A 3,015-nucleotide genomic window follows, 5' to 3' on the forward strand; every position below is an offset into this window, starting at 1 on the left:
CAGAAATCCGATGATCTGTTCTTCGGTGAATCGCTTCTTCATATCCAATCTCCGTGTCATGGTGGATTGGACTCTAAAGTCACGTGCTACTCAATACCGGGGGGACGTCGGGGCTTTTTGTTAGTGAGGCGGTTATTGGTGGCGGCCTGAGTGGGAGGAATGGATCCTGGCACAACAATATAGTAAGCATCCGGCCAACACCGTCTGGATATCTTTCGTGAGTCGATAAAAATAGATGTCCATCTACACCATGAGATGGACACTTAAGATCGTGAACGACATCACTGCTATCGACTTGTCTTCGCCTTCACGGCGACGGCGCTATCCGCTGGCATTCAAACTGCAGATTGTGGAGGCCAGCTTCGCGCCCGGCGCCTCCATCGCCCGGGTCGCGCGCGAGAACGGCCTCAACGCCAATCAGCTCTTCAACTGGCGCCACCTGTATCGGCAAGGCAAGCTTGGGCCGGCCCCATCCCAAGCGCTACTGCCGGTTCGCGTGTTACCGGAACCAGCGACGACAGAACCCGATGCCGCACAACTGGAGCTCATTCTGCCCAAGGGCAGGCTGCGGATTTGTGGCCGGCCAGACCCGAACACCTTGCGCCTGGTCATCGAGGCGTTGAGCGCATGCTGAGTCTGCCTGCCGGCACCCAGGTCTGGCTGGTTGCCGGTCACACCGACATGCGACGTGGTTTCGACGGCTTGGCCGCCATCGTGCAAAGCACCCTGCAACAGAACCCATTCTCCGGTCATGTCTTTGTGTTTCGCGGGCGACGCGGCGACCGCCTCAAAGTCCTGTGGTGGTCGGGGGACGGACTGTGCTTGTTCGCCAAACGCCTGGAACATGGCCGCTTCGTCTGGCCAGCAGCCGAGAACGGTGCCATTCACCTGACTGCCGCGCAGTTGGCCATGCTGTTGGAAGGCATCGATTGGCGCCGCCCGCAGCGCACCTGGGCGCCAACGACTGTCTAAGCGGACAGTGCCCATTGCGGCTGGCTTGCGGCAGCATGCTTGGCATGCTGACTACTGCAACGCTCCCCAACGATATCGATGCGCTCAAGGCGCTGATCCATCAACTCCAGTCCGATGTGTCCTCGCGTTCGCACGAAATCGAGCGCCTCAAACTGCTGATCGCCAAGCTGCGTCGTATGCTATTCGGTCGCCGCTCCGAGAAGCTCGAACGGCAGATCGACCAATTGCAACTGGAGCTGGAGGAGCTGCAAGTCGCCGAGGCGGAAGCGGTCGCACCGACACCGCCCACCCCCAAATCCACCACCCAACGTCACGCTCGTCGCCCTTTGCCGGATCATCTGCCGCGCGACACGCATACCCATCTACCCGACGATACCCACTGTCCTCAGTGTGGCGGTGACTGGCGCCAGATCGGCGAAGACGTGTCGGAAGTACTGGAATACGTGCCGGCCAGCTTCCGCGTCATTCGCCATGTTCGCCCTAAGATGGCCTGCTGCGGCTGCGACGGTATGGCACAGGCGCCCGCCGTGTCGCGTCCGATTGCGCGCAGCTACGCCGGCGCGGGCCTGTTGGCGCATGTATTGGTCAGCAAGTTCGCCGACCATCTGCCGTTGTACCGGCAAAGCCAGATTTACGAGCGCGAAGGCGTCGAACTGGACGACAGCACCCTGGCGGACTGGGTCGGCCATTGCCGTTGGTTGCTGAATCCGTTGGTGGACGCGCTGCGTCGACATGTCATGGACAGCGACAAAGTGCACGCTGACGATACGCCGGTGCCGGTGTTGGCGCCGGGCAAGGGGCGAACCAAGACCGGCCGTCTGTGGGTGTATGTGCGCGACGGTCGTCCATCCGGCGATGCCACGCCGCCCGCGGCCTGGTTTGCCTACACCCCGGATCGCCAAGGCGAACACCCGCGCACGCATCTGCAATCGTTCCACGGCCACCTGCAAGCGGACGGCTACGCCGGCTTTGGCAAGCTGTACGAAGGTGGCGAGGTAGTGGAAGTGGCGTGTTGGGCGCACGCGCGGCGTAAGTTCCAGGAACTGCATGAACACCGCCCGACGGCACTAACAACCGAAGTCTTGGCACGCATCGCGCAACTGTATGCGGTGGAGGCTCAGATTCGAGGCAGTCCACCCGCACAACGCCGAACCGTTCGCCAACAACAAAGCCGGCCCATCCTGGACGAGCTTCATGCCTGGATGCAACGGCAACTGGAAACGCTGTCGCGCAAATCGGAAACGACGGCCGCGATCCTATATGCATTGAATCGCTGGCAGGCGCTGGTGCGCTATGCGGACGATGGTCGTTTGGAAATCGACAACAATGCGGCCGAACGTGCACTGCGTGGTGTCGCCTTGGGGCGAAAGAACTACCTATTTGCCGGTTCGGACGCCGGTGGTGAGCGTGCTGCGGCGATGTACAGCTTGATCGAAACCGCGAAATTGAACGGTCTCAATCCCGAGGCGTATCTACGCCAAGTCCTCCATGCGATTGCCGATCATCCCATCAACCGGGTCAGCGAACTGCTGCCCTGGAACCTCGCGCCGAAAACACCTGGCGCAGCCTGAGCGTATCCCCTGCTTCAAATGACAACACCCGGCAAGACGGTCTTGGCCGGGTGCTTACGTGCTAGTGGTGTTGGCTGGCGCTTGTCTTACTGATCGTAGTAACCGTAAGCATGCCAAGGAATTGCGTGAGCAAGCCAATGTAGGGCAGCGCGCGGCAAGCCGCCAAGCATGGATAGATGCATTACGGGATAGCCTGGCTGAGTACATCGGGTGTCTGAAGCGACTGTGGGACTTGCATCAACTGAAGCTAGGTAGGGAGCCCGCACTCCGTCAACATGCAGACAGTAGTTACGTGTTGCAAGAGACGCAGCAACATGCGTTGACTCAAAACCAATTAGTGGCGGAGGCTGAACGGGTTCGCGCCAAGATCAAGCTTTTGCTGAATCCCGCAGAGCCGCATTATGACGAACTGGAACGACTACTGGATCACGGTCTTGACTATGCCCGTGATGGCGACATCAACGTGCTTCCC

4 protein-coding genes are annotated in these 3,015 nt (G+C 60.1%); all 4 read left to right on the forward strand.

All coding sequences use genetic code 11. From position 1 onward, the window contains the following. The first annotated feature begins 271 nt into the window (after positions 1–271). Complete coding sequence (locus tag JOZ06_RS16665) at positions 272–634, forward strand: transposase (protein ID WP_293234459.1); 363 nt, start codon at positions 272–274, stop codon at positions 632–634. Then, entirely contained in the window at positions 628–972 is a 345-nt protein-coding gene (gene tnpB / locus JOZ06_RS16670) for an IS66 family insertion sequence element accessory protein TnpB (RefSeq protein WP_293234461.1), read from the forward strand. Before JOZ06_RS16665 ends, tnpB begins: the two co-directional genes overlap by 7 nt. Before the next feature lie 44 nt (positions 973–1,016). Next, the gene (locus JOZ06_RS16675; protein ID WP_293234463.1) at positions 1,017–2,543 is read left to right on the forward strand and encodes an IS66 family transposase; all 1,527 of its coding nucleotides are present in this window, start codon (positions 1,017–1,019) and stop codon (positions 2,541–2,543) included. Between the two features lie 58 nt (positions 2,544–2,601). Then, positions 2,602–3,015, forward strand: a 414-nt coding sequence (locus JOZ06_RS16680; RefSeq protein WP_293234465.1) for a hypothetical protein, incomplete at its 3' end; no start/stop codon positions are given.

Source organism: Paludibacterium sp. (genome assembly GCF_019232825.1).
Lineage (GTDB): Bacteria > Pseudomonadota > Gammaproteobacteria > Burkholderiales > Chromobacteriaceae > Paludibacterium.

Coding starts and splice junctions, on each gene's coding strand:
- JOZ06_RS16675 (WP_293234463.1), top strand. CDS start 1,017: ATGCTGACTACTGCAACGCTCCCCAACGATATCGATGCGCTCAAGGCG.
- tnpB (WP_293234461.1), top strand. CDS start 628: ATGCTGAGTCTGCCTGCCGGCACCCAGGTCTGGCTGGTTGCCGGTCAC.